The sequence below is a fragment of the Geomonas ferrireducens genome (genome assembly GCF_004917065.1).
GTDB classification, from domain to species: domain Bacteria; phylum Desulfobacterota; class Desulfuromonadia; order Geobacterales; family Geobacteraceae; genus Geomonas; species Geomonas ferrireducens.
On the sequence record NZ_SSYA01000002.1, the window covers coordinates 1532800 to 1558275 of the forward strand.

At 58.9% G+C, this 25476-nt stretch carries 24 protein-coding genes; 10 read left to right on the forward strand and 14 right to left on the reverse strand.

Annotation, left to right across the window (positions count from 1 at the left end; translation table 11 throughout):
• The first annotated feature begins 336 nt into the window (after positions 1–336).
• The 8 genes from E8L22_RS15545 (at position 337) to E8L22_RS15580 (ending at position 8524) form a co-directional block, all read left to right on the forward strand.
• On the forward strand, positions 337–3603 hold the full coding sequence (locus E8L22_RS15545) for a glycosyltransferase family 4 protein (RefSeq protein ID WP_198420173.1): 3267 nt from the start codon (positions 337–339) through the stop codon (positions 3601–3603).
• A gap of 453 nt (positions 3604–4056) precedes the next feature.
• A complete protein-coding gene (locus E8L22_RS15550) occupies positions 4057–4542 on the forward strand; it encodes a glutathione peroxidase (RefSeq protein ID WP_136526014.1) in 486 nt (161 codons plus the stop codon).
• A gap of 45 nt (positions 4543–4587) precedes the next feature.
• Positions 4588–5088, forward strand: a complete 501-nt coding sequence (locus E8L22_RS15555) for a DUF4830 domain-containing protein (protein ID WP_136526015.1) — start codon at positions 4588–4590, stop codon at positions 5086–5088.
• A gap of 67 nt (positions 5089–5155) precedes the next feature.
• On the forward strand, positions 5156–5749 hold the full coding sequence (locus tag E8L22_RS15560; RefSeq protein WP_136526016.1) for a hypothetical protein: 594 nt from the start codon (positions 5156–5158) through the stop codon (positions 5747–5749).
• The gene (locus tag E8L22_RS15565) at positions 5746–6126 is read left to right on the forward strand and encodes a hypothetical protein (protein WP_136526017.1); all 381 of its coding nucleotides are present in this window, start codon (positions 5746–5748) and stop codon (positions 6124–6126) included. The genes E8L22_RS15560 and E8L22_RS15565 overlap by 4 nt, the downstream gene beginning before the upstream one ends.
• Before the next feature lie 181 nt (positions 6127–6307).
• A complete protein-coding gene (locus E8L22_RS21590) occupies positions 6308–6769 on the forward strand; it encodes a hypothetical protein (protein ID WP_198420174.1) in 462 nt (153 codons plus the stop codon).
• 273 nt (positions 6770–7042) lie between these two features.
• A complete protein-coding gene (locus E8L22_RS15575; RefSeq protein ID WP_136526018.1) occupies positions 7043–7486 on the forward strand; it encodes a DUF4124 domain-containing protein in 444 nt (147 codons plus the stop codon).
• A gap of 12 nt (positions 7487–7498) precedes the next feature.
• Positions 7499–8524, forward strand: a complete 1026-nt coding sequence (locus E8L22_RS15580) for a hypothetical protein (RefSeq protein ID WP_136526019.1) — start codon at positions 7499–7501, stop codon at positions 8522–8524.
• Positions 8525–8616: 92 nt separating this feature from the next.
• Here E8L22_RS15580 and E8L22_RS15585 read toward each other — a convergent pair whose 3' ends face one another.
• The 14 genes from E8L22_RS15585 to E8L22_RS15645 form a co-directional block, all read right to left on the reverse strand.
• Positions 8617–9231 (reverse strand): TetR/AcrR family transcriptional regulator, encoded by a 615-nt coding sequence (locus E8L22_RS15585; RefSeq protein WP_136526020.1) that lies wholly within the window; start codon positions 9229–9231, stop codon positions 8617–8619.
• Between the two features lie 162 nt (positions 9232–9393).
• Complete coding sequence (locus E8L22_RS21900; RefSeq protein ID WP_281282981.1) at positions 9394–9525, reverse strand: hypothetical protein; 132 nt, start codon at positions 9523–9525, stop codon at positions 9394–9396.
• Positions 9526–9593: 68 nt separating this feature from the next.
• Positions 9594–10046: a universal stress protein gene (locus tag E8L22_RS15590; RefSeq protein WP_136526021.1), complete on the reverse strand. Its 453-nt coding sequence runs from the start codon at positions 10044–10046 to the stop codon at positions 9594–9596.
• A 64-nt stretch (positions 10047–10110) separates the two neighbouring features.
• Positions 10111–11664, reverse strand: a complete 1554-nt coding sequence (locus E8L22_RS15595) for a DHA2 family efflux MFS transporter permease subunit (RefSeq protein ID WP_198420175.1) — start codon at positions 11662–11664, stop codon at positions 10111–10113.
• Between the two features lie 13 nt (positions 11665–11677).
• A complete protein-coding gene (locus tag E8L22_RS15600; RefSeq protein WP_136526022.1) occupies positions 11678–12811 on the reverse strand; it encodes an HlyD family efflux transporter periplasmic adaptor subunit in 1134 nt (377 codons plus the stop codon).
• A gap of 17 nt (positions 12812–12828) precedes the next feature.
• The gene (locus tag E8L22_RS15605) at positions 12829–14283 is read right to left on the reverse strand and encodes an efflux transporter outer membrane subunit (RefSeq protein ID WP_136526023.1); all 1455 of its coding nucleotides are present in this window, start codon (positions 14281–14283) and stop codon (positions 12829–12831) included.
• Between the two features lie 615 nt (positions 14284–14898).
• On the reverse strand, positions 14899–15969 hold the full coding sequence (locus tag E8L22_RS15610) for an Ig-like domain-containing protein (RefSeq protein WP_136526024.1): 1071 nt from the start codon (positions 15967–15969) through the stop codon (positions 14899–14901).
• A 75-nt stretch (positions 15970–16044) separates the two neighbouring features.
• The gene (locus E8L22_RS15615; RefSeq protein ID WP_136526025.1) at positions 16045–17289 is read right to left on the reverse strand and encodes an amidohydrolase family protein; all 1245 of its coding nucleotides are present in this window, start codon (positions 17287–17289) and stop codon (positions 16045–16047) included.
• 348 nt (positions 17290–17637) lie between these two features.
• Positions 17638–18042, reverse strand: a complete 405-nt coding sequence (gene panD, locus E8L22_RS15620; RefSeq protein ID WP_129127001.1) for an aspartate 1-decarboxylase — start codon at positions 18040–18042, stop codon at positions 17638–17640.
• Between the two features lie 5 nt (positions 18043–18047).
• Positions 18048–18887, reverse strand: a complete 840-nt coding sequence (gene panC, locus E8L22_RS15625) for a pantoate--beta-alanine ligase (RefSeq protein WP_136526026.1) — start codon at positions 18885–18887, stop codon at positions 18048–18050.
• Positions 18884–19687, reverse strand: a complete 804-nt coding sequence (gene panB, locus E8L22_RS15630) for a 3-methyl-2-oxobutanoate hydroxymethyltransferase (protein WP_136526027.1) — start codon at positions 19685–19687, stop codon at positions 18884–18886. The genes panC and panB overlap by 4 nt, the downstream gene beginning before the upstream one ends.
• Before the next feature lie 344 nt (positions 19688–20031).
• Positions 20032–22023 carry a methyl-accepting chemotaxis protein gene (locus E8L22_RS15635; protein ID WP_136526028.1) on the reverse strand — a complete coding sequence of 664 codons (1992 nt, stop codon included), beginning with the start codon at positions 22021–22023 and terminating at the stop codon, positions 20032–20034.
• Positions 22024–22121: 98 nt separating this feature from the next.
• A complete protein-coding gene (locus E8L22_RS15640; protein WP_136526029.1) occupies positions 22122–23207 on the reverse strand; it encodes a 6-phosphofructokinase in 1086 nt (361 codons plus the stop codon).
• A 686-nt stretch (positions 23208–23893) separates the two neighbouring features.
• On the reverse strand, positions 23894–24532 hold the full coding sequence (locus tag E8L22_RS15645) for a peroxiredoxin-like family protein (RefSeq protein ID WP_136526030.1): 639 nt from the start codon (positions 24530–24532) through the stop codon (positions 23894–23896).
• Between the two features lie 193 nt (positions 24533–24725).
• On the opposite strand from E8L22_RS15645, the gene E8L22_RS15650 reads away from it, so the two are divergent.
• Positions 24726–24962: a hypothetical protein gene (locus tag E8L22_RS15650; RefSeq protein WP_136526031.1), complete on the forward strand. Its 237-nt coding sequence runs from the start codon at positions 24726–24728 to the stop codon at positions 24960–24962.
• A 58-nt stretch (positions 24963–25020) separates the two neighbouring features.
• Positions 25021–25476 carry an iron-sulfur cluster-binding oxidoreductase gene (locus E8L22_RS15655; RefSeq protein WP_136526032.1) on the forward strand — a complete coding sequence of 152 codons (456 nt, stop codon included), beginning with the start codon at positions 25021–25023 and terminating at the stop codon, positions 25474–25476.

The window sequence follows — 25476 nt, forward strand, 5'->3', positions numbered from 1 at the left end:
GGGGATGGTAACGAATCCCGATAGCGATGCAGGGGCAGTGGAAGTAGAACCACGAGATACCGTGCCACCGTGGGCAAAGTGATATGGACAGAATCGTGTTGGTTCGTACAGCAGAATGGGAAGGGGTAGTTCAGACGTCTGGAAGACCTTATCTTTTGGAGATGTATGATGAGTGATGCTATTGCAGGACTCGATGGTGAACGTCGCCAGGAAGTGGCCGCTAGTCTCTGGAATGCTTGGCAGGTGGACCGAAGAAGCGCAGCCGTCTTGACAGGTTTCTCTGGGCTGGGCAAGACAGACAAGGTTGTTCGCCCGCTCGTTACCCGAGCGACAGGCATGGGCATTCCTGCCATTGTGATTGACGTTCCTCTTGATCCGACAGACTTTGATCAAGAACTGTTAAGTCTGCTCATCGGTGAGCTGCAATATATCGGCAATGCCGAACTGGTGGCAGCCGTTGAAAGACAACCCAGCTTTGGTGCCGCAGTTGGGTTACTTCTTGGTAGCGGCGTCCTAATTGCCGTGGATGAATTTCAACGCCTCCTTGATCCCGTGACGGGGCGGCCAGTGGCACCCTTTGATACAAACTTTGACAGGGTTGCGAGGCGAGGTGGAGTCAGGGGATGTCTTTGGCTTATATCAAACAGGGAGCTCGATCCTGGATGGACAGAGCCGTTTCACACAGCTCATCTTGAAGCACCACAGGAATTTGAGGATCAGCAACGCATCGTTCTCCAAGCCATCGAAGCTCCTGATGCGGAAGAAAAATTTCCCGCTGAACGAAGGATAGAGGTGGTGCGCCGGCTTGGTGCAAACCCACGCGTACTCCGGTTGCTTGGGCATCTGCTCCGCCGGTTCTCTCTCGAAGAGCTCCTTGGTCCACCCAGTGATGTTCCAGAGGCTCCGATTGAGCACCATTTGCTTGATGGAATAGAGCGAAACTTGCTGGTGAAGGCGTCTGAGGGGCTTTCTAGCGATGCAGCGGAACTTCTTCAGAGCTTATCCGTGTTGCGCGAGCCCGCACAATTAGAGCTTGTGCAGGCGATAGGAGTGAACCTTGGTGATGTTCGTCGCCCTTTAGGGGAGCTTCGAGATCGCTATCTGTTGAGAGGTCACGCCAACCGTTATCAACTCCATCCAGTCATCAAGGAAGTTGAGATTCATCTGCTGCGTGGAAACGCGGAGGCCTGGCGTGGGGTACATCGGCGCGTAGGGCTATGGTACGCTCAGCCACTACGAACAGTCGACCGGACCCCCCTTGGCGATGCAGAGGTTGCCCGTCGTCTCGCCGGTGCACGCCACCACCTCGCTGCGGCAGAAGCGACGGCAGACCTTCGTGAGGTAATGCGTGGGGTGAGCGGTTACATCCAAAAAAGGTTTGGGTGGAACGCTAGGAAACCAGCAAGCGACACCGAACGTGACGCTCAGATCTCGCTCCTTGAACTTTACCTTGAGCAGCCGGGTCCAGCGGGTGTTGAATTTGCCCTTGCGAAGCTTCTAAAAGCCCGCAACGCTCCGGGTGATTACGAGAACGCACTCCCCCATGCACGATTTGCAACGGAAGGCCAGGACCACTCCCATCCATGGGTGCTGTGGGGGCAACTCGTTCGCGAAGTCGAAGGGCTGGACTGTGCTATCGCTGCCTTAAGGGAAGCCAAATTAAGGGTTCATCCTGATAAAGCCCTTTTCAGCATTTATCAGCTGCTAGGGGCATGTCTTGATCACCGTGGAGAAGTCGAAGATGCTATCGAAACTCTGTTAGAAGGGGCTGAACTCATCAAAGGTGGAAATGAAATCCGTCTCGTAGCGGAGGCACTCTCTATTGCCGCTGCCTGGCCCCGCACTGATCAGCTCCAACGTGTGCGGGATTGGGCGAGCGCAAAGAGCGGATTTGACCCTGTTGTTGCGCTTGCTGAAGTGCTGCTTCTTGAGCATCAAGGAGAGTGGTTGCTAGCCGCCGAGGAAGCTGAACGCGTGCGCTCGCGTTTCCCGAAATATCTCCACCTAGCCATACATGAAACACTAGGCTGGCTGGGGGCTGAAAAGCCGGGAAAGGCCCAGACGGTCCTGGCAAGCCTCACCGATATTCGGCAGAAAGTGCGAGCCGGGATTAATTGGCTTGTGTCGCTAGTCGCCTTGCAAAATGGCATGTTCCGAGACGCATCGACGGCCCTTTCAGTGTACCTTGGGGCAGACGCTCCAACCGTCGAAGCCGGTATCCGAGCCTCACTGTTTAGGGAATGGGATCATCGAGTTTCCACAGTTGGTGAGGCAAATCCAGCTTTGATGGCTCCGATTCTCCCTCCGGCTGTGACCGGTCTTGACGCGAACGTTTACCGACCTCAATATAGCCCACCTGTCCTTCCTCAACATCAGCGCGGAGCGAATCTGCAGCCTGCGCATCACGCCAGCCTCCGTGTACTAGCCGTCGCGACCGAATGGTCGTCTGGACACGGCGGACTGAGTACGTTCAACCGCCAGCTTTGTTGCGCTTTGGCAGATGCCGGAGCAACGGTTTTTTGCCTTGTGCTCGATATACCTTCTGGAGAAATGCAGGAAAAAAAGGGTGTTACTCTCGTTGGGGCAACCCACACGCCGGGAGGGCCGGAGCATGTAGCATTAATGCGCAAGCCTCAACTCCCTCATGATTTCGTTCCCCAAATCATCATCGGTCACGGCCGTGTAACCGGTCCGGCTGCAAAGGTCCTAGCCGACGACCACTTCCCGGCTGCAAAGCGGCTTCACTTCGTGCACATGGCCCCCGATGAGATTGAGTGGTTTAAGCTTGATCGGGGTGACGATTCTGGAGCCAGAGCCGAGGATCGCACACAGGTGGAACTCAGCTTGGGGCGCGATGCCTTTCGAGTTGTTGCTGTGGGACCCCGCCTTTTCAGCCGATATTTGCGAGATCTTTCACCGTATGAAGTTCCGGCTCCCCTTCGCCTGGACCCTGGATTCGATCTGGAGTTGCAAGAGCCCCGCACGCCGCCGCCGGGAGCGCCTTGGATGATCCTGCTGGTTGGACGCCTTGAGGACGATAACCTTAAAGGGCTAGATATTGCGGCCCGTGCCGTCGGGCTTGCGGCTGAACGTAGGGGCGCCGCGATTCCTCTTGAACTTGTTGTTCGCGGAGTTCTGCCTAATACCTCGGACGATCTACGGCGAAAACTGCAAGAATGGTCAGGGAATCCTGCTCTTCAAGTACTCGTCCGCCCCTATACTGCCGATGAAGAACTCCTTGCTGCTGATCTCCGACGCGCAAGCCTTCTTCTTATGCCGTCGCGCTCTGAAGGGTTTGGTCTCGTGGGGTTGGAGGCTATCAATGCAGGGACCCCCGCATTGGTGAGCGGCGAAAGTGGGCTCGGTGCACTACTGAACGAGGCTCTCGAACCGGAGCAATCCAGCAGATTCGTGGTACCGATGACAGGGGATGCAGTGCAGGACAGCGAGAAGTGGGGGCGCGAGATCGAGGGGATGCTGCGAGATCGCGAGTCGGCGTTTCGGCGGGCCGACGAGGTGCGCACATTGCTTGGGAGACAGAGAACTTGGACTGCCGCTGTTGCTGGTTTACTGGCAGAGATCACAGATGCGACCCAGGGTTAAGGGTGGCCAGGGATAAATAGGGTAGACCCTAACCGGGCACACAAAGTCTGCTGGAAATGTGTCCGGTTGGAGTCCGATTTTGCTTTATCGCACAGTTTCCGCTTTGGGTCTCAGACTTTATTCGTACAGGCTGCCGGAAGGTGACTGACTACCAACCGGCAGGGGCTTTCTGTCAGGGCGACAGATACTTGTAGAGCGTGGTGGACGTAAGCCTTTTAGGGAGACTTCTGTTTTTTTGCCCGATTCCCAGTGAGGAGGTTAATATGGGGGTTTTACAGTTATTTTTGATCGTTTTTGCGATTTATTTTATTGTACATGGTATTAAATGGTTGAATGAAAAAGAGTTAGTGGACAGGAGGGGACGTTCTTAAGTTCATTCAGTTACTTATGACAATTCCGGGAGGAGGCGATCGAGGAAGGAAGGTCTCCACCCCAAAGGCAAGGAGCGCCACCATGACGAGCATATATGAGATACCGGTACTGACATCTGGCGGAGAGACCAAGACTCTGGGCGAATACCGAGGTCAGGTCATGCTTATCGTCAACACGGCCAGCAAATGCGGCTTTACCCCACAGTACAAGGGGCTTGAAGCTCTGTACCGGAAATACGCCTCCCAAGGGTTCGTCGTGCTCGGTTTCCCCTGCAATCAATTTGGCGCTCAGGAGCCGGGCGATGCTGCGGAGATACAAAACTTCTGCTCCCTGACCTATGACGTTACCTTCCCCATTTTCGCCAAGATCGATGTCAACGGCCCTGATGCTGTTCCGCTGTTTCAGTACCTGAAGACGGCTGCGAAAGGGCTGCTCGGGAGCGAGGCCATAAAGTGGAACTTCACCAAGTTCCTCGTCAACAGACAAGGCAAGGTGCTGGAACGCTATGCACCGACGACTACCCCGGAAAACCTTGAAAAGGACGTTGAAGCAGCTTTGCTGCTATAGAGCGGTCCCTCGACCCAACGAGGTACCTACGAGACCAGGAGTCAGATGAGATATTTTATATTTTCAGTATGTTTTGCCGTCCTTATCTCCGGTTGCGGAGGCAATCAGGATGGCGGCACTTCAAATCCGGGGCAAGACGTTCTTGCAAAGTACGCTTTCCAGGCGGAGGGAGCTCCCGTCATCACGTCTGCGATCTTGCCCACTGATTTCACTGAGCCGAGTTGGAGTCAAAAATCCACGGTGTGCAGGGACGCAGGTTACGATCTGGCGCCCCACGCAGGCCAGAACGTCTCTCTCATCAGATACACCGTAAAGGAGAAGTACGGGTATCACGGGTTCATATATGTCTACTCGGAACAGGGATCGATGGGTCCTCAAGAAGTCACCGGTGAATTGCCCCTGTATTTGTGGGTAGTGGTAAGCGGGCAGGAGACGGTCTGTGGCTACCTTTCGGCTTCTGATCCCAACACGGAGTACCTGAGCCTGCTCCACATGGGCTTCTTCCCCTCGCAGTTCATCGCTGTAAATGACGAGCATATAATATAAGATAGTGTCAAGTATCCAAGAACTTGGGCTGGCCTTGAGACTTCGAGCGATGGGGCGGAGGTGATCTATGGGCGACGGCATGCTTCGGAAGAGTATTGGAGCTATGTTTTTAGCGATCTTCCTTCTCACCTGCACAGGTTGTTCTGCTCTGATGAAATGGGGGTACCTCGCTCCGAGTGATGGAGAGAAATGGGCAAAGAGCAACAGCAGCGCTTCCCGCAACCGCCCTCCCGCTTATACCTACAAATGCGAAGCAATAACCGTCGAAGCCTTGTCTGAAGTCATTTATGACTACACCTATTCCGTCGGTCCGCTTCTTCTGCCGATCTTCCCCGTTTTCAACGTTGGCGGCAACGATAAGGTGCATGAAGAGTTTTCCATATGGCTGTGGCTTTACCCCAAAGAAACGGCAAAAACAAAGGTCGTGAGTTCAAAGAATATAAACCTCAACATCTGGACGAATACCGACACCATCAAACCAACAGATGTGACGACGTATGAGAACTCATCCAAATATCTCTTTGTAAGAGCCAAGTTCAGGTTCGACCTGAATAACATCGACGGCTTTACCCTGAATTTCGACAACCTTTTGGACGGATGCACCATTGCGCCACTGCAATTTCAAAAGATCTTCAAGACGACCTGGGAAGCTTTCCCATGATCGAGGTGAACGGTGAACGTATGAACAACCTACCCTATCGCTATGCGCAGTTCGACATGAACCTCGCCTGGGAAATCAGGCAGGAGGCCGGTGAATCGGTCGTGGAGGGCATGGGAAAGAACGTCCGCTACGCTTTCATGGAGGGAATCGAGATCTGGATCACGGCGGTCGATGCGGCGGGCAAGGCCGGGGCCCGCAAGGCGTGCTTCGTCATCCCGCGCCAGGTCAAATTGGATGGAACCTTTCCTTTTTCGGTGAAGCTTCCCGTCCCTCTGGAACAAGGCATGCCCCTCAAGTTCACCTACAAGTACAACGGCTCCGACGGCGGCGACGGAGGGATGAACTGGATGCAGAGTTTCGAGTGGACTGTGCCTTAAAGAAAACCCGCACTATTGACTTGAGAGTGAAATGGGTATACCTCAATGACATCACAATGTGCCCGCCACCGTGAATCTCCTTAGTATCTTCATCGCGCCAAGACTGATCCCACTCTCTGACAGAAGATACGGTCCGGCCCGCCATCGTGATGTCATCTAAAAAAATCCGGAGGTATTACACATGAAGAAAGTTCTGTCCGCATTGGTTGCCGGCCTGGCTGCCATCTCCTTTGCCGCTGTTGTGTTTGCTGCTGACGCTGCCGCCCCGACTTATGTCCCTGCTGCGGTAACCACCGCCGCCGGGGATGTACAAAAAGGTGCCGATGCCGCTGCGGCAAAAGTAAACGACGCAAAAGCAGCCAAGGCGCAGGCAAAGGCCGATGCAGCTGCCAAGGCCAAGGAAACAAAAGAGGCCAAGGCAAAAGCGAAGGCTGATGCGGCTGCCAAGGCTAAGGAGGCCAAAGAGGCCAAGGCGAAAGCAAAGGCTGATGCGGCGGCAAAAGCCAAGGAAACCAAAGAAGCTAAGGCCAAGGAAGCAAAAGAGGCAAAAGCCAAAGCGAAAGCTGATGCAAAGGCCGTCAAGGAAAAGGCCAAGGCTGATGTCGATGCTATCAAATCCTCTACGGTGCCTGCTGCTAAATAACAAAAGCTGAACCGAGTGGGATCACCAAGGCTCCGGTTGGCGCGTCATGCGTCGGTCGGAGCCTTTCGCGTTTCAAGGCGACCACCTGAACCAACCTTACCCCCTGCACTCATTGAAGAACTTCCCATCCTATCTCGCCGGATTTCCCGCAAGGCATTGATCACATTTAATTATTTCCTGGCAATTTATGACAAATTAAGATATATGTATTCTGTTCTCGGGGACTGATTTCTCTCTAGTTCACACAGTGTGGAAGCTGAAAGGTACTGCCTTATGGAAACGCTGAGACTTCTGATAGCTCTGGTGCTGTTACTTGCCGTGGCGAGCCCTTCCCTTTCAGCGGAGAACTACTACTCGTGGGAAGACAAGAACGGCATACACTACACGAACGATAAAAAGGCGATCCCCAAGGGTGCAAAGCGCGTGAGGGTCGTCGAAACCAAGGATCTGACGCCTGTCCAGGACAAGGACAAACAGGATCCGGCAGACAACCCACTGAAGAACAGGTACAACGTCAACATAAAAGGGAAGGCAAGATACACCGAGCTGGACCAGTGCGTTGCGTACAAAAAAGCCGAATATCGGCTGGAAGGGTATGCGTCCAACGTCGCCTACAGGTACGCGGTGGTGGACTGCAGCGAGGAACTCGGCATCGACAGCGCTGCCGCATACGGTGAAACCTACGAAGAACTGAACAACGCTTTGAGATACCGATAAGAAGGGTGTTAAATGAAAAGACTCCTGCTACTCGTCCTGCTTTTTGTGAGCCTCTTTACCGCCGCCGACAGTTTTGCCGACTCAAAAGATGACGATCTGTTGGTCCCCACCGATGCAGCCCAGCCGATCATAATAAAGCTCGACCAGGATACCGGGGCCATCATTCACGAGAAGTTTCCGGTCGACATCTTCGACAGATTCGCCGACGACGTCCTTTTCCTGCTCCCTGCGGAAATGGTGGATGTGATCGCGCCGCGCTACGATGACTTCATCGCCAAAAGCAGGTTCGCCCTGCGCCACGACTACTGGAAACTGATGATCCAGCCTGGTTACTTCTCCGAGAAGAACATCAGCAACCGGTGCGCCAGGGCGGTGACGGCAATCAAGGCCAAGGACCACGACCGGATGGTAACCGAGCTCGCGGACATGGTGCAGAACCTCTTCGAAGCGGCCAACCTGGATCAGCGGGACAAGACCGGCAAAAACATGGAGAAGAGGCTCCAGAAATTCATAAAGCAGGAGAACAGCGAGTACGTCATCGAGTTTTCCGGCTACAAGGAGCAGAAGCGGTCGGAGATCGTGAGCCAGATCTACACGATCAACAAGTACAGCAAGGACTCGATCAGGTACAAGCAGCTGGTGACCAAGACGGCGGAGCTTTGGACTTCCGTATGGGAGGCTGCGAACGGGAACAAGAACGGCACGCCGCCCAGGCAGCAGTTCCTGGTCAAATCGCTCAGTCTTTCCATGAAGCCTACCCTGGATCTCGAGGCGAGGATAAAGGACTATGACGAGTGGCAGATCGTCATGAACAGGAATGCGTTGAGGCCGGGAGAGTGGCGTTCACAGCTGGTGGAGAAGCGGATCGATGATTACGTGAAAGAGACAGTGAACTACGAGATGGCGGAAAGGGAGTCGGCCCTTCTTAAGATGATGAAGGGATCCAGGGAACCTAAGCTGTTGTACCGCAATCCGGACCGGCCGAGGGCGGTCAGATACCAGCAGAAGTACTTCACCGCGCTGAACAAGCGCTTGTAGGAGAGAGGTCACCCATTACATCAGGCGACATGCCCGTTGAATCACCAAGGCTCCGGCCCGCGCATCATGCGTCGGTCGGAGCCTTTCACGTTTCAAGCGCGGCTGCCTGCCCCGTACGCGGCCATGAAGACTTCTATGGCGCGGGCGGTGACTGCCCTGATCTCCTCCGTGCTGATCGCTCCGGAGAGCTGAAAGAGAAAGCGGTCGATAAGTTCCGCTTCAAGCAGGCTGTGCAGATGCTTGGTCGCCACCACGGGGTCGGCCTGACGCAGCTTTCCCTGACTCATCGCCGCCCTGATGAAGTCCGCCACCACCTTCTGGCTGCGCAGCACCCCGCGCTCGTACACCAGGCGCCCCAGCTCGGTCTGGCCGGACTCCGATATCGCCAGATGCCTGCTCGCGCGGACTTCGGGTGAATAAAGGACGGTGAGCAGACGCTCTCCGAAGTTGCGCAGCGAAGCGGCGATGTTTTCCGTCGACGGGTCGATCGCGGAGTGCACCGCCTCGAATTCCGCCTCGGTGGAAAGGTTCATGATCTCGAAGAAGAGCTCCTCTTTCGAGGCGAAATAGTTGTAGAGAGTGGCTTTCGAACCGCCCACCCGGGCGCAGATCTCCGACATGGTGGTCCGGCCGAATCCCAGTTCCTGGAAAGCCTGGGCCGCCACCGTCATGATATGCTGCCTTTTCGCGTCCGTCTTCCTGGCCATGCTATCGTCGGTTCTCCTCGCGGGTTTTATTAGCATGAGCAATAGCACATTTCACGACCGGCTCCAAATGATTCATTTCCTGCGCGGCAGAAAGCAGATGAGTACCAGTACGGCCCAGGAAATGACGGTTCCCAGTATGATGATTTTCGCCAGCATGTCGCCTCAATGCCTGAAGAGCAGGTGCACGATGCTCCCGAGGAAATCCTGCCCGGACTCGGCCACGAGAATGACGTCGAAAACGGAGAGCACGACAAGGACGATCACGATGTAAAGCCACAGCCTCGATGTTTCCATGGAACTCCCCCTTACGACCCTGCCTACGGCAGTCCACCTGAACCGATGCCCCCCGTCTTTACCGCCTGCTACGCTTCGCTTCTATGCACGAGAACCGGGATGCAGGAATGGGTGAGCACCTTCTGCGTCTCGCTTCCCAGCACCAGCGCCTTGACGCCTCTTCTGCCGTGCGAAGCCATGAAGATGAGATCGCACCCGCTTCGCTTGGCCGCCTCGATGATCGCCTGATACGGCTCTTCGCTTACCAGCGTCAGTTTGTCGCAGTCGACGCCCGCTTCCCGGGCCCGCCGCACCGCGTCATGCAGGACGTCCTCGGCGGTGCATTGCATCGCTTCCCGAAAACTTGCCGGCAGATGCGGGTCGAAGATCGCCCCCTCGCCGTAGTACATCTTGGGCCACGGCTGCACGGCGCAGAAAAAGGTTATGCGTGCCCCGGCTTCACTGGCGAAGGAGACTGCACGCACGACGGCGTCGACCGATAGTGGCGAACCATCGGTTGGTACGAGGATGTGTTTGAACATGGCTTTTCCTTTCCTGTTTATAGACGACGGAACTATTTCCCGGCAGGGGCGGCGCCCCCCTACCCTAGTGCCCCCCTGCGGACGGGTCCACCACGCGGGTCGGTTTCGGGGCAAGCCAGATGACGGAGGCGGCGATGAAAAAGGCGATACCTATGGCAAGCATGAGCTGGTTCGTCGCCAGCATGACGCTTTGGCCGGTGATCATGTAGTCGATGACCTGGTTCACCGCGTCGCCGGGAGCGCCGGAGGCCTCGAGCATGCCCCTTACGCTTTGGTCGCCGTCGGCAAGCCCGACCAGTTCGGCATGGTTGCGCGTGATCTGGTTTCCCCAGGTGGTGGTGACGACCGAGGTGGCGAACGCGCCGGAAAGGGTGCGCAGGAAGTTCATAAGCCCCGCGGCGGAGTCCATCTCACGCTCTTCGACGCTCGCGAGCGCGAGTCCCGTGGTCGGGATGAAGAAAAACGGCAGCCCGAAGCCCATGAATATGAGCGGCAGGGCGACGTTCCACATGGTCATGTCGGTGTTGGCGACGGTGCGCCACATGGTATCGATACCGAGCCAGATTACGCCGCCAAAGACGAGCTTTCTCGCGTCCACCCTGGTCGAGAGCTGGGCGACCAGGGGCGCGACGAAAAATGCGGCAAGCCCGGTCCCGGCGGTTGCGATGCCCGCCTTGGTCGCCGTGTACCCCATCAGGTTTTGCAGCCAAAGCGGGGTCAACACGCTCGCGCCGAAAAAGGCGGCGAAGGCTAGGCTTATGGTGAGCACGCAGGCGGTGAAGCCGCGGTGGCGGAACACCCTCAGGTCGACGATGGGATGGTCCTCGTGGAACTCCCAGATGAGGAAGGCCGCAAAGGCGATCGCGGCGACGATGGCCAGGGTGACGATCTTCGTGGAGGCGAACCAGTCGAGATCCTTCCCTTCGTCCAGCATGAGCTGCAGGGCGGCGACCCAGATGATGAGGAGCACGAGGCCGATCCGGTCGATGGGGTTACGCTGCAACGGCTCGCGGTAGCTTTGCAAGAGCTGCCAGGCGAAAAAGCCGCCGGCGAAGGCGATGGGGAGGTTGATAAAGAAGATCCAGGACCACCTGTACTCGTCGCAGAAGTAGCCGCCGAGGATCGGGCCGAGGACCGGCGCCACAAGCGTCGTCATGGACCACAAGCCGATGGCGGCCGCGGTCTTTTCCTTCGGGAAAATCCGCATCAGCAAGGTCTGCGAGAGCGGCATGAGCGGTCCGCCGGAAAAGCCCTGGAAGATGCGGGCGACGACCAGGAGCCCCAGGGAGTTTGCGAGTCCCGAGACGGCGGAGAAAACGCCGAACATGACCATGGCCCAAACGAAGACGCGCACCGCGCCGTACCGGGCGGAGAGCCAACCGGTCAGCGGCACCGTGATCGCTTCGCCCACGGCATAGGAGGTGATGACCCAGGTCCCCTGGCTCAGGGTCGCGCCGAGGCTCCCGGCGATGTTGGGGACCGCCACGTTGGCGATGGTCATGTTGAGAACGGCGATGAAGTTGGCGGCGGCGAGGATGATCGCCGCGATCCAGAGCATCCCGCCGGAGAGCTGGGTTTCAGCGCCGGAAGGCGCGTGCGATGAAGTCTGCTCTTGCATGTTCAGGTCCTGTTCAGCGCTTGCTGCGGGTATCGATCTCGGCGGTCATGGAAAGGCCGACCTTGAGCGGGCTGATGCGCAGTTCCGCCGGGTCGAGTTTTACGCGGACCGGAAGGCGCTGCACCACCTTGATCCAGTTGCCGGTGGCGTTTTGCGCCGGAATGGCAGAGAAGGCGGATCCCGAGCCGCCGGAGAAACCTTCGACGACGCCGTGGTAGGTGACTCCCTTGCCGTAGATGTCGGCATGCAGGGTGACCGGCTGGCCGACGCGCACCTTTTTGAGTTGGACCTCCTTAAAGTTCGCGTCGACGTGCATCTCGTGCACGGGGACCACGGCAAGAAGCGGCATCCCCGCCTGGACGCGCTGCCCTACCTGGACCTGGCGTTTGGCGACGATGCCGTCCACCGGCGCCTTGATGACGGTGCGTTCGAGGTCGACGGCCGCCTGGTCGCGCCTTGCGCGGGCGAGCGCCACTTCGGGGTTACTTTCCACGGTGGTTCCAGCGATGAGGACGGCGTTGGCCTCGCGCGAACTGACCGCGGTGCTGCGGTTCGCGCGGGCCTGCGCGATGGCGGCCCGGGTCGCGTCGAGGTTCGCCTTGGCGGCGGCAAAGGCGTTCTGGGCCCGGGTCAATTCATCGCCGGAAACGGAGCCGGAGGCGGACAACGCTTCGCGCCGTTTCAGGTCGATCTGTGCCCGCTCGAAGTCCGCTTCTGCCGAGGCAAGCTGCGCCGCCGCGCGTTTCTCATCGGCATCGCGCGCCGTGATCTGGGCGTTCAGGCTGCCGTCGTTGGCCATGAAGCCCTGGACGCGCCGGACCGCCCTTCCGAGGTCGGCTTCGGCCTGGGCGAGCGCCAGCCTCGCGTCGGTAGGATCGATCTCGACCAGGACATCCCCTTTTTTCACCGCCTGGGTATCGGTCACGAGCACGCGGCTCACCGTGCCGCCGACCGACGGGGTAACCTGGGCCACCTCGACGGCGGTGTAGGCGTTGTCGGTGGAGATGAAGTTCGAGCCGTACAAAAGGGCGTAAGCCGAGGCGGTCGCGCCCGAAATGACGACGACTGCGGCAAGTGCGATGAGGAGCTTCTTGCGACGGTTTGCTTTGGTCACATCCGTGGGAGTTGCTTTCTTTGTGTCAGACATTTCGGCATCCTTCTCTTTTAGATATTTTTGTGCTGGTATCCGCCGCCGAGGGCGCGCTGCAGGGCGACGTCGAGGGTGAAGGCCCTCGACTGCAGGGCGGTGAGCACGCGCTGGTTGTTGAGCAGGAGATCTTCCGCGTAAAGGACTTCGATGAAGTTGGCAAGCCCCCCCTCGTAGCGGTTGCGGGCGACCCTGTGCGCCTCGGCCGCTTCCGCGACGGCCTCCTTCCCCTGCTCCAGCTGCGCGGCGAGCGCCTTCATGCTCAGGGCGGTGCCGGCGACGTCCTCGAGGGCGTGCGCCACCGTGGCGTCGTAGTTGGCGACCATCTCGTCGTAGGCCGCGACTTTTTCGCGCAATTCCCCCTGCAGGCGTCCCGCGGTGAAGATGGGAAGGGAAACGGCCGGGCCGATGCCGCCGATGTCGGATCCCGACTTGGTGAGCATGTTGAGGCCGAGTGATTGCACACCAATGAAGGCGGAGAGGTTGACGTTCGGGTAGAACTCCGCCTTTTTCTGGTCGATGCGGTGCGCCTGGGCCTTCGCCATCAGCCGCGCCACGATGACGTCGGGGCGGCGCCCCAAGAGGTCCACTGACAGTTGCGCGGGAAGGGAAAAGGTCCCGGCGAGGTTCACCGTCGGGCGTTTTATGGAGAGGGCGCGGTCCGGCCCGGCGCCGACCAGTGCCGCGAGGCGGTTTTTGGTGAGGCCGATCTGCTCCTCGATGGAGAGGAGCTCCCCGTTGGCCGCAGCGAGTCTTGCCCGGGCTTCGCTCACGCTCCCCTGGGTTTCCAAGCCGTTTGCGAAACGCTCGGCGAAAAGCTCGACGGTCTTTTTCCGGATCTCCACGGTGCGCGTAACGGTGTCCCGCAGCGCGTGGAGTCTTGCGAGCTCCGAGTAGTTCGTGGCGATGGCTGACGCGATGTTCAGGCGCACCAGGGCCGCCTCCGCCCGCCTTGCCTCAAGCTCTGAGGACGCGGCGGCCAATCCCGCCCGGTTCTTTCCCCAGAAATCGAGCTCCCAATTCAGGTTGATGGTGCCCTGCCCGTAGTCCTGCCAGCCGTCCGGGGTCATGTTGCGGGGGGTGAGGTAGTTGTAGCTGAGCTTTTGTTCCGCGATCGAGGCGTTGGCGCTCACCTGCGGCATCAGTGCCGACCGCGACACCTTCATGAAGGCTTCCGCGCGCCGCATGCGGGCCGCGACGGCGGCGATATCCGGCGCATCGTGCAGGGCCTCTTCGACGAGGGTGACGAGCTGCGGGTCGCCGTAGGACTGCCACCAGTTTTCGGCGGGCCAGTTGCCGGCGGGCGCAGAAAAGGAAGCGGCGCTTTCATACTGTTCCGACGTTTTCACGGATTTGAGCGGACCGGTTTCGGGAAGCATGGCGCAGCCGCCGAGGCTTATTCCCGAAAGCAAAGCGATGGCGACCGCCATCCGTTTTGTGGATGATGTGGGTTGTGGGGCATCTTCGATCATTTGTGTAGCTCTCCCATCTTTTGAAGCGTTGAGGGCGGGTTTGCAGGAGGTTTCGCCGGGGGAAAAAGGCGAAAGTCCGCGGCAAATTCGCCGCAGCTTCCTTGCATTTGTAAGAGCAAGGCAAATCCCCCCTCTCCCCCCTTCGCAAAGGGGGGAACGTTAGGGCTCATGCAGTGCGCTACGCAACATTCTGTACTGTACGGTACAGTATTATTTCTTTTGGGGGATGTCAAGAAGCAAAATTTGAAAGGGAGATGGTGCGGGAGTTTTTAAAAGCGGAGGCGGGTGGGTTAAGAGACGAGGAACTGAAGGCAGGCTCCCCCTTTTGCCAAGGCTACCGGGGGCAGGCTCCCTCCTTCGCCAAGGCTACGGGGGGCAGGTCCCTCTTCGCAAAGGGGGGAACGCCGGGGCCAGTGCAGGGCTTCGTGGATGCCATTACCAGGTTCACTGGAATTTCGGGATAAAGGATAACGTGGCGTAGGGGATCATCAAGCGGCTTGGGCGAGTGCGCGGCCACACAAGGTGCGCGTGCTTGGGGCTCGGGCGGCAGTCGCCAGGCGGGCGTAGTCATGCAGGGAAGCGCCGACTAAATCGGCCCGAACAGGAGGGCTGATCTCAGTCGCCGGTCTTGAAACTCCAAACGTAGTCAAAAGGAAGCGCGTTACCGGATTTATCCCTGATCGCGGTAGTCAGGGTCGCGGTGTAAGTGGTGTTCGCTTCCAGCAATGTCGGGTCGCTCACGCTGCCCGAGGCGCCGAACGCTGAGTAATAGTACCCCCACTTGGCGCCGGTAGGGCTGCTGACGAAAAATGACGAGCGCCCGAAAGTCGAGTAATCGATCAGTCCGGTGAAGGTGACCGAAACGCTCGAATCCCTCGGCACGCTAGTGGCTCCAGCCGCTGGACTGGTTGAGAGCACGCGGAAAACCGGCGCTGCCATCGTGGTGAAGGTCCAGGTGTATTCGGAGGTCAAAGAGGAGCCGGAAACGGCGCGCAGTGTGGTCGGGATGGTAACGGTGTAGGTGGTGTCATAGGCAAGATTGGCGGCGGGGATGAAGGTCACGGTCGAACCGCTTACGCTCTTGGTACCGGCGACCGCTCCACCGGGACCGGTGACCGCGATAAAGTAGGTCGTCGAGGGGTCGATCTCGCCGCTAAATTGCGCGGAAATGCTCGCGTTCAGCAGCACTCCGGTGGCGTCCGACGCGGGGGCAGTCGACTGCACCGTCAAGGCCTGCGGAGCTACGACCTGAACCGCGATCGTGGTCCCTTTGCCGCCGGGGTCATAGGCCGAGATCACGATATTGTTGGTTCCGGGGACTACCGGCACCCCGGCGAACCATCTGTGTGTCCAGTCGGTTCCCGGCCCGTAGTAGCTTGTCGCGGTGCCGCTGGCACCGGTGGTCTGGTTGATATAGGTGACGTCGACGCCGGGATAATCGTCGGTGCGCGTGGTGTCGGTGAGGCAGGAGAGGCCGACGCAATGGCTGGCGTAATAGGAATCGGAAATCCAGGCGGTTCCGCTGATGCTGGCAACGGTCGAGGAGCTTGATACCGAAGTTGCCTGGGCCCACTCTTCTTTGGGAGGAACATCGGACGAAGAGGAGCCACCACCGCCACAACCGGCGAGCAGGACGCTCGACAGGACCAACAATCTACTGCAGTACCGGGTTACCAAACGGTGCACGCTCAGCATCTGCCGCATGATCCCCTCCCCTCCTCTCCCCCCAAATCCGGGAAGAGAAATCAAAGCTCACCAGGTTTACTGCGAATGACGGGTTCCTGCTATATAGACCTGCTCCACTTCTGCACGGGCGAGAAGGGTGGCCTCGATTGAAGAGGCATCGCTCCCGGAACCGCAGGCGAGCACCTGGAAGTCGGCGCGCTTGCCCGGCTCCAGAGTTCCGACACGGTCTTCGATGTGCAGCGCCCTGGCGCCTCCCAAGGTCGCCATGGTTAACAGTTCCCGCGGCTCGAAAACGCCGGGGGCGGCCTGTTGCAGGTAGCGCATCTCGTCCCACATGGAAAGCGAATCGTTGCTGGCCAGGGAATCGGTGCCGAGTGCCAGGGCTACGCCGGATTGCTTCAGGAGCTTGTGCGGCGCGCAGCCGACGAAGAGCCGGTCGTTGCTGCGCGGGCAGAGCACGACGCTCACGCCGCGCTCTTTGAGAAGTGCCACGTCGTTGGGGGTTACGTGGACGGCGTGAACGGCGAGGGTCGAGGCATCGAGGACGCCGAGATCGTCCAGGTAGCGGGTCGAGGTGGTGCGCATCGGGTGCGGCAGGTACTGCTCCCAGTGCGCCATCGGGTAGAGGATATCGGCGAAGGCACCGGTGGTGTCGTGCATGAACGCCACTTCTTCGGTGGTCTCGGAGAGGTGCACCGCCTTAGGGATGCCGAGTTTTTCGGATAGGGCGTTTAGGCACGCGAAGAGATGACCGGAAACGGTGTGGGGCGTATGCGGGGATACGCCGGGGAGTAACGCTCCCTCGAGCCCCTGCAGGGCCGTTTCCAGTCCGGCGACGAGCGTGTCGCAAAGGATCGGGTCGTGCCCGATCGCCTCGAGGAAGAGCCTGCCGGTAAGCGGCGTGTCGCGGTAGAGAGGAACCAGCGAGAAATCGGACAGGATGTCTCCGACCGCGGTGGTGCCGGACTCGAGGCAAAGGCGCATCCCTTCCTTCGTGGAATGTTCGATCTCGCCCGGCTCTAAGGCGCGCTTTATTTTCACCACCTGCTGGACCCATTCGACGTAGCGTTTGGGGAGGTAGTCGAGGTCCTTGCGCACCTTCCAGGCTGGGAAGTGGGTGAGCTCGAGATGGGTGTGCGCGTTCACCAGGCCGGGCATGATCACGGAGCCCTTGAGATCGACGACCGGCGCGGAAAACTGCGCGCGCAGTTCGTTCAGGGTGCCGACCGCGACGATGCGGCCGTTTTCAACGGCGAGGGCGCCGCCTGCGATGGGCGGGGAGGAAATAGGGAGCAGGTATGCGGCGGCGTAGATTCTCATGCATCAACCTCGAAGGGTGTAGGGAAAAACAGATATTAACACAGAGAACACAGAGGTTCTCAGAGGTCACAGAGATATAACACGAGGACCTCTACGAGAACAAGTTTAGCAGGTTATTGGAATCAAAGCCAATGTGCGGTACTGGCATTGAGCGGTGGACTAAAGGCAAATCCCCCCTTCGCCAAGGCTACGGGGGGCAGGCTCCCCCTTCGCAAAGGGGGGGGACGTTGGGGCTCGGGCGGCGCTTCGTGGGATAATTCCTCCATGTGACGCGGCATATTACTACAATAAAAAACGCTGACAGAATTTCTTCTGTCAGCGTCTCGGATACTGCTGTTTGCTTTTTACCTAGTTCTTCCAGTGCACGCTTTTGAGCGTCGCCTGGCCGGCGGCTTCTTTGCGGGTCGGAAGCATCTTGTTCTTGTCGTCGACAAAAACAAGCTTCGGCTCGTGGGCAATGGCTTCGGCGTTGGGCATGTTCACGAAGCTCGCGATGATCACCAGGTCCTGCGGTGCCACGAGCCTTGCGGCTGCGCCGTTGATGCAGATGACGCCGGAACCGCGCTCGCCTTCGATGGCGTAGGTCTCAAAACGGCTGCCGTTGGTGACGTCCCAGATGCAGACGGCCTCGTACGGGATGATGTCGGCCGCTTCCATGAGGTCGAGGTCGATGGTGATGCTGCCTTCGTAGTGCAGGTCTGCACCGGTTACCGTTGCCCTGTGGATCTTGCTCTTAAGCATCTTCCTGTCCATATTTCCTATTCCTCCCCTAATACGCTGTTGTCGATCAACCGTACCGAGCCTACCCGCACGGCAAGTGCGAGCAGCGTTCTCTCATTCGCTTCGTCCTGCGGGAGCAGGCTGTCCTGATCCCTGAATTCCAGGTAATCCACTTCGGCACCCTTCTCCGCGCCGATCACGGCAAGGGCCTTTTCCTTGAGCACCGCCACGCTCCGCTCGCCTTTGCCGAAGGCGTCGCGGACCGCCGCTATGGCGCGGGAGAGGCAGAGGGCCTCCTTTCGCTGCTCGGGCGTGAGACGCGCGTTCCTGGAGCTGAGCGCCAGGCCGTCGGCTTCGCGCACGATGGGCATCCCGACGATCTCGACGTCAAAGTTGAAGTCCTTCACCATGCGCCTGATCACGGCGAGCTGCTGGAAGTCCTTCTTGCCGAAGACGGCAAGGGTCGGCATCACGATGTTGAAGAGCTTCGCGACCACGGTGGTGACGCCGCGGAAGTGGCCTGGGCGGCTCGCGCCGCACAGATGCGTGGTGAGCTCTTCGACGTTCAGGTAGCTCTGGTACCCCTCGGGGTACATGTCGGCGGCCTTCGGCGCGAAGATGACGTCGACGCCTGCCGCGGCGGCGACTTTCTTGTCGCGCTCGAGGTCGCGGGGGTAGCTGTCCAGGTCCTCGTTGACGCCGAACTGGGTCGGGTTCACGAAGATGCTGACCACGACGGTCTTGGCGCGACGGCGCGCCTCGGTCATGAGGGAGGCGTGCCCCTCGTGCAGGTAACCCATGGTGGGAACGAGGGCGATCTCGCCCCGCCTTTCGCGCGCGAACTGCTGCATCTGCGCTACAGACTCGATGACTATCATTTGAAACAGTGCCTTTCTTCCGGGAATGTGCCGCCCTTTACGTCGGCTATGTAGTTGGCGCAGGCCTCGGCTATGATGGGCGCGAGTTCCGCGTAACGTTTTACGAATTTCGGGGAGTACTTGCTGCAAAGCCCCAGGATGTCGTGGATCACCAGCACCTGGCCGTCGCAGTGCGGACCAGCCCCGATGCCGATGGTCGGGATGGTGAGTTCCTCGGTGATGCGCGCGGCGAGCCCCATCGGGATCCCTTCGAGGACTACGGCGAAGGCGCCGGCGCGCTCCACGGCGCGGGCATCCTCGAGGAGTTTCTCGGCCTGGGCGTCACCTTTGCCCTGCACCTTGTAACCGCCCATGCGATGCAGCGACTGCGGGGTGAGGCCGATGTGCCCCACGACCGGGATGTCCATCTCGGTTATGGCTGCGATGGCCGCGGCGGCGTTGACGCCACCCTCGATCTTGACCGCGGCGGCACCGCCGTCCTTGACCAGGAGTCCGGCGTTCATACGCGCGCTCGTGAGATCGGTCTGGTAGGAGAGAAAAGGCATGTCGGCGACGACGAAGGCGTTCGGACGCGCGCGCATCACGGCCTTCGTGTGGTAGATCATGTCCTCCATGGTGACGGGAAGCGTGTTGTCGTGCCCCGCAACCACGACGCCCAACGAATCGCCGACGAGGATCATGTCGATCCCGGCGCCGTCGATGAGGCCGGTCATGGGAAAGTCGTAGCTCGTCAGTACCGCTATCTTCTCCCCTTCCGCTTTCATCTTCTGAAAGTCGAGAACGGTCTTCTTTTTTTGCATCTACCCTGCTCCTGTGAGATGTGGATGAAATTTTCGTATACAGGTGAACAGAACGCGGTGCTAGATAGAACGTGTAATCTGTGGGACTTACCCGACCGCTCTCCGGGGCGTTTTCGGACAAAAAAAAACGTCTCCGGGGGGAAGACGCTGTAAAAGAGAGCTAATTAGGGCCCTATTCGGGCACAGCTCTGGCCAGCTTATCGCTTCCCGTACCGGTTCCATCTGGAATCCAGGCGGTATGTCTCTACTCTTTGGTGTCCTTTCCGGCTCCACTCAAATATAGCGGGCCAAACACCGTTACGGAAATACCACAACAGTTGCGACAAAGTCCAGCGTTTTCTTCACTACTCCGCGCTGGCCTTGATCTGCTCGAGCTCCTTGACCACCTGCCCGCTCTCCTGCTGGCGCTCTTCGATACCGTCGAAGATGGCGTCGGCCATGCGGGTGACGTAGTCGATGCTCCCCTTGATCTCGCCGGTGTCGGCGTTCTGGCGTCCCGCGGCGTTCACCATCTCGTGGCTCATGTCCTTCACGTCCTCAAGCGAACGCGCGACGCTCTTGGTCGCCACGCCCTGCTCCTTGGAAGCCTTGAAGATCTGCATGGTCATGGAGCTTACGTCCTCGATGGAGCGGGTCACCAGCTGCACGCTTGCTGCCTGCTCCTCCGTGGCGAGCTTGATCTGCTCGGTCATGTCCAGCGCCTTCTGGGAGCTGTCCAGGATGCTTGCGAGCGACACGCCGGTCTGCTGCCCAAGTTTGACCCCCTTTTTCACCAGGTCCTTGGTCGCGGTGACGTAGTCGGCGGCGTTGCGTGATTCCGACATGATCTCTTCGATGATCCCGGTGATCTCGCCGGTGGAAAGCCCGGTCTGCAGGGAGAGGTTCCTGATCTCGTCGGCGACCACGCCGAAGCTCTTGCCGTACTCGCCCGCCTGCGCCGCGATGATCGAGGCGTTCAGCGCGAGGAGGTTCGTTCGCTTGGTGATGTCGTTGATCACGCTGACAAACCCTTCGATCCTGCCGCTGTTGGCGCTCAGGCGTTTGATCCCCTCGTAGGAGAGGTCGACGGAGCGCTGGATCTCGGCGAGGGCGTCCACCGTCTCGCGCACGATGCCGGCACCCTGCTCGGCGTGCTCTTTCACGCGGCTGGAGAGGTTGTGGGAGTGGCCGGTGTTCTTTTCGACCTGGCGCAGCGTGGTGGTGATCTGTTCCATCGCCGAGACGGACTTGTAGACCGAATCGGAGAGGGAGTCCATGTTGTGGGTGATCTGGTCGGTGGCGACGGAGATCTCGGCGGCAGCGGCACTCGCGCTGTCTACCGATTCCATCACCCCGTGGGCGGCGGAATCCACCTTGATGGCGCTGCCGGTGAGCGACTCGGCGGCGCTTCTCAGGCGGTAGAGGTTTGCGGAGAAGTTCTCACGCTGGGTGGAGAGGTCGGAGAAGGTCCTGCCGAGTTCGTGGGTGAGCCGGTCGATGGACTGGAGCAGGCTGATGCGCATGAAGGCTGCGGCGGCCTGGTCGGCGAAGAGACGGATGGTGTCGACGTCGGTGTCGTTCAGGGCGCGGTGGCTCTTCTTGTTGTCGAGCCCGAAGACGCCGATGGTCTCCCCCTTCAGCACGATAGGACAGAGGATGAAGGTGGAGGAACGCAGCGGTTCGATGGCATCGAAGGGGGCCTGCAGCAGGTAGTCGGAGGGGTACTTGGAGATACCCTCTATGAAGTAGACCTGACGCTCGGCAAAGGACTTGTAGATGACGCCGGAGCGGGCGTCGAGCGGGATGGTGACCTCAGGCCCCACCTCGCTCTCGTTGCCGGCGCTCGCCGCGAAGAAGAGGTTCTTCCTACCCGCATCGACCATGAGCACGTTGACGCGCTCGTATCCCAGCACCTCGTGCAGACCTTCCACGCAAAGGGCAAGCACGTCGTCCCTGCGCACCGCCTTCTGGATGCGGGAATTGATCTTGTGGAAGTTCTTTATGTTGTTGTCGAGCACCTTGTAGCGGTTCTCGAAAAGCTTCTTCTGGCCGTCGACCTCCTGCACCAGTTGGTCGAGCCGTTCTCCGCGCTGGTGCAGCTCGTCGATGGCGCGCCCGATGAAGAAGCCAAAGATCGCCATGACCAGGGCCGTTCCCACTCCCATATAGACGTAGAGGGCCATCCCCTGGGCGCTCTGGGTCATCTCCGAGAAGAACTGCGAGGCAATGGGGAGGTTGGGGTCGGAAAAGAGCAGCAGGCGGAGGACCATCCAGCCGAGCGGGGCGGTGATCCCGAGGAAAAAGCCGGCAAGCGCGTAGAGTTGGCTCCTGCTAGCTCCGGCGATCGGGTTATTCATGTTTAAGCCACCTCGTTGCATTGGGTGTAGGCAGGTGCGGGCGGAAAAAATCACCCGCAGTCTAGTTCAGAGATTAATTAAAGTCAAGATATCCTTGCCTATCTCCCAAGCATGATGCCGAGCGCCTCGGCGTGACGCACCATCTCCCCGGAGGGATCGATGAGGTTCAGGCTCCTCACCGCGTCCTCGATGGGAACGGAGGTGATGTGGCGCCCTTTGAGGCACACCATCTGGCCGAAGGATTGCGACTCGATCAGCTCGACCGCCTTGACGCCGAACCTGCTCCCTATGCAGCGGTCGAAGGTCGAGGGTGAGCCGCCGCGCTGCAAGTGTCCGAGCACGGTGACCCTGATGTCCATCTCGAGGACGCCGCCCAGTTCGCGCGAGAGCGCTTCGCCCACGCCCCCCAGGCGTTCGACGACCGATTTCCCGCCGGCAGCCTCGAGGACCACGCGGTTTCCCCCGCTCGGGTAGGCGCCTTCCGCGACGACCACGACGCTGAAGCGTCTGCCGCGTTTGCAGCGCGCGATGATCGATTCCCGCACTTTGTCGATGTCGTAGGGGATCTCGGGGATGAGGATGACGTCGGCGCCTCCGGCGATGCCGGACTCGAGGGCGATCCACCCAGCGTAGCGCCCCATCACCTCGAGGACCATGACGCGGTGGTGGCTCTCCGCGGTGGAGTGGAGCTTGTCGAGGGCATCGGTCGCCGTTTCGAGCGCGGTGTTGTAGCCGAAGGTGACGTCGGTCTCGAGGAGGTCGTTGTCGATGGTCTTCGGGACGCCGACGATGGGAACGCCGCGGCGCATCATCTCCTGGGCGATTTTGAGGGATCCGTCACCGCCGACTACGACGAGGGCGGTGAGGCCTAATTGGTCGATGCGGGAGCGGACCTCCTCGGAGACGTCGACGAGTTCCACCTTTCCCTCGCGCATGATCGGGAAGGAGAAGGGGTTGCCGCGGTTCGAGGTGCCGAGGATGGTGCCGCCGCGCGGGAGGATGCCGCGCACTTCCTCGAGGCCGAGCGGGCGGCACTTGTGGTGGTGCAGGAAGCCGTCGAAGCCGTCCTCGATGCCGATCACTTCCCAGCCGCGTCCGATCGCCGCCTTCACCACACCGCGGATAACCGCGTTAAGTCCCGGGCAGTCGCCGCCACCGGTAAGGATTCCTATTCTCGTCGTCATGCAAAACCCTCCTAAAAAACAGCCTCACGCAGAGGCGCAAAGATAAACTGCAAACCATGTCACGCAAAGACGCAAAGTAAAACTTCAAACCGTTTAACAGGGATGAAGGGGATGAATGGGATAAAACCTTAAAAAACAAAAACGCTTCGGGTTAAACCAGAATCTTTTGTTTCTACTCTCTTTGCGTCTTTGCGTCTTTGCGTCTTTGCGTCTTTGCGTGAAAATGTTTTGTTTTGCTTTTGTTTTCAAACCATCTCACGCAAAGACGCAAAGGCGCAAAGTAAATCTTCAAACCGTTTAACAGGGATGAAGGGGATGAATGGGATAAAACCTTAAAAAACAAAAACGCTTTGGGTTAAACCAGAATCTTTTGTTTCTGCTTTCTTTGCGTCTTCGCGGCTTTGCGTGAAAATGTTTTGTTTTGCTTTTGTTTTCAAACCATCTCACGCAAAGACGCAAAGACGCAAAGTAAACCTTCAAACCGTTTAACAGGGATGAAGGGGATGGACGGGATAAAACCTTAAAAACAAAACGCTTTGGGTTAAACCAAAATCTTTTGTTTCTGCTTTCTTTGCGTCTTTGCGGCTTTGCGTGAAAAGGTTGTACGCCTTTATCCCTTTTATCCCCTTCATCCCTGTTAGCTTAAGTCTTTTGTTTGTGTCTTTGCGCCTTAGCGTGAGCCGGTTTTACCGCAGTGCATCGAGTATCGCCTGCGGCTCGAGACGGTTTCGTGGATCGCTGTCGGCGTAGCTCGCGATGATCCGGCCGTCCTCACCGATCACGAAGGTCCCGGCCATCGGGAGCTCCCACGACTCGTCGGCGTTGTACTCGGGAAGATTCACCCCCAGGGATATATACAGCTCCTGCACCCACCCCGGGAACCGGTAGACAAGCCCGTAACGCCGCGCCACCACGTTCCCGAGATCGCTCAGCACCTCGTACTGCAAAAAGTTCTTCAAAAGGGTCGCCTGAGACTTGTCCGGGCTCTGCGGCGAAATCGCCATGAGCGAGGCGCCACGCGCCAGTATCTCGGGAAGGATCTTCTGGTAGGCCCTCAACTGAAGGCTGCAGTAAGGTCACCAGATCCCCCGGTAAAAGGTGACCACGGCCGGGCCGTGCAAAAGCGCGTCGGCAAGCGCCACCGGAATCCCGACGGCGTTCGGCAGCGTGAAGTCCGGCGCCTGATCTCCCGCCTTCGGCACTCCCTCGCTGATTACCGACTGCCCGATCTCCTGGTAGGCGCGCTCGAACTGCGCCTTAAGTTCCGGGGAAGTTTTTTCCGACTGCTCCAAACGCTCGATTTGTGATCTGAGGTCCAGCTCCATGGGGCACCTCCGAGGCTCGTCCGGCCAGGCCCAATTTTAATCAGAAAGAGGAAAAGGTCAATATTTCCCTGCAATTCTGCCATTTTTCCCACAGATGCGGAGAAACACATATTTTTGACCCATGTCATAAACAAATATGCTCCGAAGCGCTATTGTCACATCATCAAGAGCGCACGAAAGGAGGAGAAAACAGATGGAATTCAAAAACGGCCTTGGAGATACGGCGATCCAGAACGTTATTGCGAACTACCCGGAGATCGGGGACATCCTGAACCGCTACGAGATCGGCTGCGTCACCTGCAAGGTCGGCATCTGCCTCCTGAAGGACGTCGTCTCCATCCACGGGCTCACACCGGAACAGGAAGCGGCGGTGGAAAAGGAAATCAACGAATACCTGGCAACGAAAGATGTCGACCTCAAGGTCGCCTGACATAACGGCACACGCCACAACCAACGAACCAACACATATAACTCAAGGAGAGAAGACAATGGCACATGCAGGATGCGGCTGCCCGGGCAGCATGGCAAGGGTTATCGAGAGGAACGAGAACGAGCAGGCAACCACCGTGAAGCAGGCGAGCGAATTGAGGCAGTGGCCGGTGCAGCTGCACCTGGTCCCCCCCACCGCCCCCTGGTTCCAGGACAGCGACATACTGATCGCCGCGGACTGCGTGGCGTTCGCCCTCGGGAGCTTCCACAGCGACCTCTTGAAGGGGAAAGCGCTCGCCATCGCCTGCCCGAAGCTTGACGACAGCACCCCGTACGTCGAGAAGCTGGCACGGATCTTCGCCGAGAACGACGTGAAAAGCATCACCGTGGCGATCATGGAAGTCCCCTGCTGCCGCGGGCTTGATATGATGGTACGTCAGGCGCTGGCGAAGTCCGGCAAGGAGATCCCGCTTGAGACCGCAGTGATCGGCATCAACGGCGAAAGGAGAAACTAG

Excerpts from the sequence above, each read along its gene's own strand:
- E8L22_RS15545 (WP_198420173.1), top strand. The coding sequence starts at position 337 with ATGGGCATTCCTGCCATTGTGATTGACGTTCCTCTTGATCCGACAGAC.
- E8L22_RS15550 (WP_136526014.1), top strand. The coding sequence starts at position 4,057 with ATGACGAGCATATATGAGATACCGGTACTGACATCTGGCGGAGAGACC.
- E8L22_RS15555 (WP_136526015.1), top strand. The coding sequence starts at position 4,588 with ATGAGATATTTTATATTTTCAGTATGTTTTGCCGTCCTTATCTCCGGT.
- E8L22_RS15560 (WP_136526016.1), top strand. The coding sequence starts at position 5,156 with ATGGGCGACGGCATGCTTCGGAAGAGTATTGGAGCTATGTTTTTAGCG.
- E8L22_RS15565 (WP_136526017.1), top strand. The coding sequence starts at position 5,746 with ATGATCGAGGTGAACGGTGAACGTATGAACAACCTACCCTATCGCTAT.
- E8L22_RS21590 (WP_198420174.1), top strand. The coding sequence starts at position 6,308 with ATGAAGAAAGTTCTGTCCGCATTGGTTGCCGGCCTGGCTGCCATCTCC.
- E8L22_RS15575 (WP_136526018.1), top strand. The coding sequence starts at position 7,043 with ATGGAAACGCTGAGACTTCTGATAGCTCTGGTGCTGTTACTTGCCGTG.
- E8L22_RS15580 (WP_136526019.1), top strand. The coding sequence starts at position 7,499 with ATGAAAAGACTCCTGCTACTCGTCCTGCTTTTTGTGAGCCTCTTTACC.
- E8L22_RS15585 (WP_136526020.1), bottom strand. The coding sequence starts at position 9,231 with ATGGCCAGGAAGACGGACGCGAAAAGGCAGCATATCATGACGGTGGCG.
- E8L22_RS21900 (WP_281282981.1), bottom strand. The coding sequence starts at position 9,525 with ATGGAAACATCGAGGCTGTGGCTTTACATCGTGATCGTCCTTGTCGTG.
- E8L22_RS15590 (WP_136526021.1), bottom strand. The coding sequence starts at position 10,046 with ATGTTCAAACACATCCTCGTACCAACCGATGGTTCGCCACTATCGGTC.
- E8L22_RS15595 (WP_198420175.1), bottom strand. The coding sequence starts at position 11,664 with ATGCAAGAGCAGACTTCATCGCACGCGCCTTCCGGCGCTGAAACCCAG.
- E8L22_RS15600 (WP_136526022.1), bottom strand. The coding sequence starts at position 12,811 with ATGTCTGACACAAAGAAAGCAACTCCCACGGATGTGACCAAAGCAAAC.
- E8L22_RS15605 (WP_136526023.1), bottom strand. The coding sequence starts at position 14,283 with ATGATCGAAGATGCCCCACAACCCACATCATCCACAAAACGGATGGCG.
- E8L22_RS15615 (WP_136526025.1), bottom strand. The coding sequence starts at position 17,289 with ATGAGAATCTACGCCGCCGCATACCTGCTCCCTATTTCCTCCCCGCCC.
- panD (WP_129127001.1), bottom strand. The coding sequence starts at position 18,042 with ATGGACAGGAAGATGCTTAAGAGCAAGATCCACAGGGCAACGGTAACC.
- panC (WP_136526026.1), bottom strand. The coding sequence starts at position 18,887 with ATGATAGTCATCGAGTCTGTAGCGCAGATGCAGCAGTTCGCGCGCGAA.
- panB (WP_136526027.1), bottom strand. The coding sequence starts at position 19,687 with ATGCAAAAAAAGAAGACCGTTCTCGACTTTCAGAAGATGAAAGCGGAA.
- E8L22_RS15635 (WP_136526028.1), bottom strand. The coding sequence starts at position 22,023 with ATGAATAACCCGATCGCCGGAGCTAGCAGGAGCCAACTCTACGCGCTT.
- E8L22_RS15640 (WP_136526029.1), bottom strand. The coding sequence starts at position 23,207 with ATGACGACGAGAATAGGAATCCTTACCGGTGGCGGCGACTGCCCGGGA.
- E8L22_RS15650 (WP_136526031.1), top strand. The coding sequence starts at position 24,726 with ATGGAATTCAAAAACGGCCTTGGAGATACGGCGATCCAGAACGTTATT.
- E8L22_RS15655 (WP_136526032.1), top strand. The coding sequence starts at position 25,021 with ATGGCACATGCAGGATGCGGCTGCCCGGGCAGCATGGCAAGGGTTATC.